Origin of the sequence: Aeromonas caviae, assembly GCF_000819785.1 — a bacterium.
GTDB classification, from domain to species: domain Bacteria; phylum Pseudomonadota; class Gammaproteobacteria; order Enterobacterales; family Aeromonadaceae; genus Aeromonas; species Aeromonas caviae.
Window position 1 is genome coordinate 1 of the sequence record NZ_CDBK01000097.1, and the last position, 5036, is coordinate 5036.

4 protein-coding genes are annotated in these 5036 nt (G+C 65.3%); 2 read left to right on the forward strand and 2 right to left on the reverse strand.

The features are described from left to right. Positions 1-203: 203 nt before the first annotated feature. Both fadJ and fadI read right to left on the reverse strand, forming a co-directional pair. Positions 204-2351 (reverse strand): fatty acid oxidation complex subunit alpha FadJ, encoded by a 2148-nt coding sequence (gene fadJ, locus BN1120_RS17245; RefSeq protein ID WP_042017243.1) that lies wholly within the window; start codon positions 2349-2351, stop codon positions 204-206. Next, entirely contained in the window at positions 2351-3661 is a 1311-nt protein-coding gene (fadI, locus tag BN1120_RS17250) for an acetyl-CoA C-acyltransferase FadI (protein WP_041215204.1), read from the reverse strand. The genes fadJ and fadI overlap by 1 nt, the downstream gene beginning before the upstream one ends. 183 nt (positions 3662-3844) lie before the next feature. Between fadI and BN1120_RS17255 the strand changes: the two genes are divergently transcribed. After that, entirely contained in the window at positions 3845-4795 is a 951-nt protein-coding gene (locus BN1120_RS17255) for an AAA family ATPase (RefSeq protein WP_042017236.1), read from the forward strand. Positions 4796-4823: 28 nt separating this feature from the next. Further along, positions 4824-5036 (forward strand): DUF58 domain-containing protein (locus tag BN1120_RS17260; protein ID WP_042017237.1); only part of this gene is annotated, 213 nt, incomplete at its 3' end.

Below are 5036 nucleotides of genomic sequence, written 5' to 3' on the forward strand. Positions count from 1 at the left end.
TGATGAGACTATTTGACCTCAACCCGCGCCTGAGTCCTATGCCACCAAAGTAATAAATGGGGCACCAGTTTGCGCCAGATCAAGGTTTTACCCCTCCCCGCCCCGTTTTTCTTCGCGTCCCCGCCCCAAACCGGAAAGGTATGCCCAACAAAAAGCGAGGCGACCTTGGGGTCGCCTCGCTCGATGTATGCCGTCGAGAGCCATCAGTAGAAGGTCTGCTGCTCCGCCGCCATCGCTTTCAGCCGCGCACAGGGGGCGAAGCGGTCGCCAAAGCGCTTCTGATGGTGCTCAAGGCGCCCCACCAGATAGTCGATGCCGAGGCTGTCCATGTAGCGGAACGGACCGCCCAGGAAGGGGGGGAAGCCGATACCGAAGATGGCGCCGATGTCGCCATCCCGGGCCGAGGCCACCACGCCGCCATCCAGGGCCATGGCCGCTTCGTTGAGCATCAGCAGCACGCAGCGCTCGGCGATCTCCTGCCTGGCCAGTTTGGCCTGGGGCTTGACGCCCAGCACGTCGTAGACGCTCGCGTCCACCGTCTTCTTGCCCTCCTTGCCGGTGAGCTTGTTGCGCGGGGCCGCCTTGCCATAGAGATAGAAGCCCTTGCCGTTCTTGCGCCCCTTGCGATCGTCCTCCAGCAGCTTGTCAAAGGCCTTGGGCGCCTGGAACTGCTCGCCACCCAGCTCTTTTTCGAGGATGGGGGAGATCTTGGCCCCCACGTCGATCCCCACCTCGTCCAGCAGGGTGATGGGCCCGACCGGGAAACCGAAGTCGAGCAGAGCGCCGTCCAGTACCTCCACCGGCTCCCCTTCCAGCACCAGGCGCGCCGCCTCGTTCATGTAGGGCGCCAGGATGCGGTTGACGTAGAAGCCCGCCTCGTCCTTCACCACGATGGGGGTCTTGCCCTGGGCCCGGGCGAAGGCCAGGGTGGTGGCCACCGTCTCGGCGCTGGTACCCGCGTGGGGAATGATCTCGGCGAGCGGCATCTTGTCCACCGGGCTGAAGTAGTGCAGCCCTACCACCCGCTCCGGATGCGTCGCCGCCGAGGCGATCTGGTGGATGGGCAGGGAGGAGGTGTTGGAGGCAAACACGGTGTGCTCGCCGCACTCGCGCTCCACGTCCTGCACCATCTGGTGCTTGAGGTTGATGTCCTCGAATACCGCTTCCACCACCATGTCCACCCGGTGGAAACCGGAATAGTCCAGGGTGCCGGTGAGCAGGCTCATCTGTTTCTCCAGCTCGCTGCGCAGCAGTTGGCGACGCTTGAGCTTCCTCGCGAGAAGGTCGTAGCTGTAACGCATGGCATTGCCGATGCCGGCGCTCGCCACATCCTTGATCCGCACCGGTACCCCCGCCTTGGTGGCGGTGACGAAGGCAATACCCCCTCCCATCAGGCCGCCCCCCAGCACGGCGGCATGACCCACCTTGCGCGGCTCGGCCCCCTGATAGCTCACCTCTTTCTTCATCTCCGTGGTGGCGAAGAAGAGGGAGCGCAGAGCGGCGGATTCCGGCGTCATCACCAGCTCGCCGAAGTGGCGGGCTTCGGCCAGCAGGCCGGCCTGCATCCCCTCCTCCACGCCGATGCGCACCACCTCGATGATGCGCTCCGGCGCCGGGTAGTTGCCCCGGGTCTTGGCCTTGACCCCCTTGCGGGCCTGATCGAACAGCACCTTGCGACCAAATTTGTTGGTCTCCAGCACCTTGCCCTGCAGATCCCGTTTCAGGTGGTGGCGCGGCTTGCCCTTCTTGGCAAGCTTGATGGCAGCTTCCAGCAAAATGGACGGGGGCACCATGTCATCCACCAGCCCGAGCTTCCTGGCCTGTTTGGCCCGCACCTGCTTGCCGGTCAGCATCAGATCCAGTGCCTTGGCCACCCCGATGAGGCGCGGCAGGCGCTGGGTACCGCCGGAGCCCGGCAGCAGGCCGAGCTGCACTTCCGGCAGGCCCAGCACGGTTTTACCGTGATCGGTCACCACCCGGCCATGACAGGCGAGCGCCAGCTCCAGCCCGCCGCCAAGGCAGGGGCCGTGAATGGCGGCGATCACCGGGATCCCCAGGGCTTCGATCTCGGCGAACACCTCCTGTCCGGCCCGGGACAGCGCTTCGGCATCCTGGGCGCTGGTGCAGGCCGCCAGCATGGCGATGTCGGCCCCGGCGATGAAGGAGTCCTTCTTGCCGGAGGCGATCACCAGGCCGATCAGATCCCCGTTCGCTTTCACCTCGGCCAGCACGGTGCGGATCTCGTCTGCGAAGGCGGCCTTCAGGGTGTTCATGCTCTCACCGGGCACATCCATGGTGAGGATGCCGATGCCGTCTTTGCGTATATCCAGGGAAAAAGTCTTGGCACTCATCATTCCACCTCCAGCACCATGGCCACACCCAGCCCACCCGCCGCACAGGCGGTGTTGAGCCCCAATCCCCCACCCCGACGCCGCAGCTCGTGCAGGGTCTGGGTGATCATGCGCGCCCCGGTGGCGGCAAAAGGATGGCCATAGGCCAGGGAGCCACCGAGCACGTTGAACTTCTCCATGTCCACCTCGCCGATGGCCTGATCCCGGCCCAGCTTGTCACGGGCAAATTCGGCGCTTGCAAACATCTTGAGGTTGGCGAGCGTCTGGGCGGCAAAGGCTTCGTGCATGTCGATGAGGGTCAGATCCCCAAGGGTGATGCCGGCACGGTCCAGCGCCAGCGGCGTGGCATAGGAGGGGCCCATCAGCATGTCCTGCCAGACATCGATGGCGGAAAACGCGAAGCTGCGGATGTAACCCAGCGGCTCCAGACCCAGCTCGCGGGCACGCCCTTCGCGCATCATCAGCACGGCGGCGGCGCCGTCGGTGAGCGGGGTGGCGTTGGCGGCCGTCACCGAACCGTGGGCCCGGTCAAAGACCGGTTTGAGCTTGGCGTAGCTCGCCAGATCGGAGCTTTCACGGATGTTGTTGTCCCGCTCCAGCGGCGACTTGTAGGGGGGCACGTGGGCGGTGAACACCTCACCACTCAATTTGCCCTGCGCCCAGGCTTCGGCCGCCAGGGTGTGGGAGCGGTGGGCCAGCGCATCTTGCGCCTCGCGGCTGATCTGGTGGGTCTTGGCCATCTGCTCGGCGGTCTGCCCCATGGAGAGACCGGTGGAGTACTCGGCCACGGCCGGGGGCACCGGCAGCAGGTCCTTCAGGCGCAGACGGCGCAGAATATTGAAACGCTGCTGGAGGTTGCGCGCCTTGTTGAGATCCACCAGGGCGCGGGCCAGAGACTTGCTGACTCCGATGGGCAGCACGGAAGAGGAGTCGGCACCGCCGGCGATGGCGATGTCCACCGTGCCGGCCATGATGGATTCGGTGACGTTGGCCACCGCCTGGAAACTGGTGGCGCAGGCGCGCGACACGCTATAGGCATCGGTGCTGACGCTCATGCCGGTGCCGAGCACGATCTCCCGGGCGATGTTTGGCGCTTCCGGCATCTGCACCACCTGGCCGAACACCAGCTGGTCGATGAGCTTGGGGTCGAGATCGGTGCGGGCGAGCATCTCGCTCACCACCAGTTTGCCCAGGTCCACCGCAGGCACGCCGTGAAAAGCGGTGGCCTGCTTGGCAAAGGGGGTGCGCAGACCCGCCACGACGGCTATCCGTTCGCCCTGGCGAGTCGTCAGTTTCAATGGCTGTTTCATCCTGGCTCCTTGGGTTAAAAAGGCAGAGGTCTGACCTCATTGCGCCACATCTTAACAATCCACTCACAACTTTCATACAGCTGATTGAAACTAAATTGTCCCCATCTTGCCACCCTCCCTCGCCCTTGTGAGCCAACTGGGGTATAAAAAGATCAACTTCCATAAAAACAACGGGTTTATCGCATGGCAGCGGCCGAGTTCAGAGCACTTGGAGACTATCTGGGCAACCAGATCCTGGGACAGGGCCCCCTCATCGAGGGGCTGCTGATCGCCCTGTTATGTGAAGGACATGTGCTGATCGAGGGGGCCCCCGGTCTTGCCAAGACCCGGGCGGTCAAGGCGCTGGCCGGGGCCGTGGAGGGGCGCTTTGCCCGTATCCAGTTCACCCCGGATCTGCTCCCTGCCGATCTCACCGGCAGCGAGGTCTTCCATCCCCAGGATGCGAGTTTCGTGTTTCAACCCGGCCCCCTGTTCAATCACCTGGTGCTGGCGGACGAGATCAACCGGGCGCCGGCCAAGGTGCAATCCGCCCTCTTGGAGGCCATGGCCGAGCACCAGATCACCGTGGGCAAGAAGAGCTGGCGCCTGCCCTCCCTCTTCATGGTCGCCGCCACCCAGAACCCCATCGAGCAGGAAGGGACCTATCCCCTGCCGGAGGCCCAGCTCGATCGCTTCTTGCTCAAGCTGCTGGTGGATTACCCCAGCCCCGCCATGGAGCTGGCCATCCTTCAACTCAACGCCCGTGGCGACGCCCTGCCGACGCCGCCGGTCACCCTGAGCCAGTCCGACCTGATGGAAGCCCGCACCGCCGTTCAGGGGGTACAGATGCAGGGGCGCCTCGAGCACTATCTGGTGCAACTGGTGTGCGCCACCCGCCCCGGCAGCGGCCTGTGCCCCGAGTTAGACCCCCTGGTCGCGGTGGGGGCCAGTCCCAGGGCCAGCATCGGCCTCGCAAGAGCCGCACGGGCCCGGGCCTGGCTCGCCGGGCGCGACTTCGTGCTGCCCGAAGACATCCAGCAACTGGCGCCAGCCGTGCTGCGCCACCGCCTCATCCCGAGTTATCAGGCGCTGGCGGGCAACCTCGATAGCGAGGCGCTCATCACCCTGCTGCTGGATGCCATTCCATGCCCCTGAGCCGACCCCCGCAGGCAGCCCTGTCGCCATGACCCCCGTCGCCGAGCCCCGGGATCACCCCGACATCGCCCTCACCCTCCAGCGGCTGCTGGCGGTGCGCCTCTGGACGCGCCAGGGCGAGCGTGCCCGCATTCATCAGGCGGCCCAGGGGCGTATCGGGCGCCAGCCCGGGCTGCATTTCAGGGAGCTTCGCCTCTATCAGGCCGGTGACGAGGTGCGTCACATCGACTGGCGGGTCACC

Coding starts and splice junctions, on each gene's coding strand:
- fadI (WP_041215204.1), bottom strand. CDS start 3,661: ATGAAACAGCCATTGAAACTGACGACTCGCCAGGGCGAACGGATAGCC.
- BN1120_RS17255 (WP_042017236.1), top strand. CDS start 3,845: ATGGCAGCGGCCGAGTTCAGAGCACTTGGAGACTATCTGGGCAACCAG.
- fadJ (WP_042017243.1), bottom strand. CDS start 2,351: ATGAGTGCCAAGACTTTTTCCCTGGATATACGCAAAGACGGCATCGGC.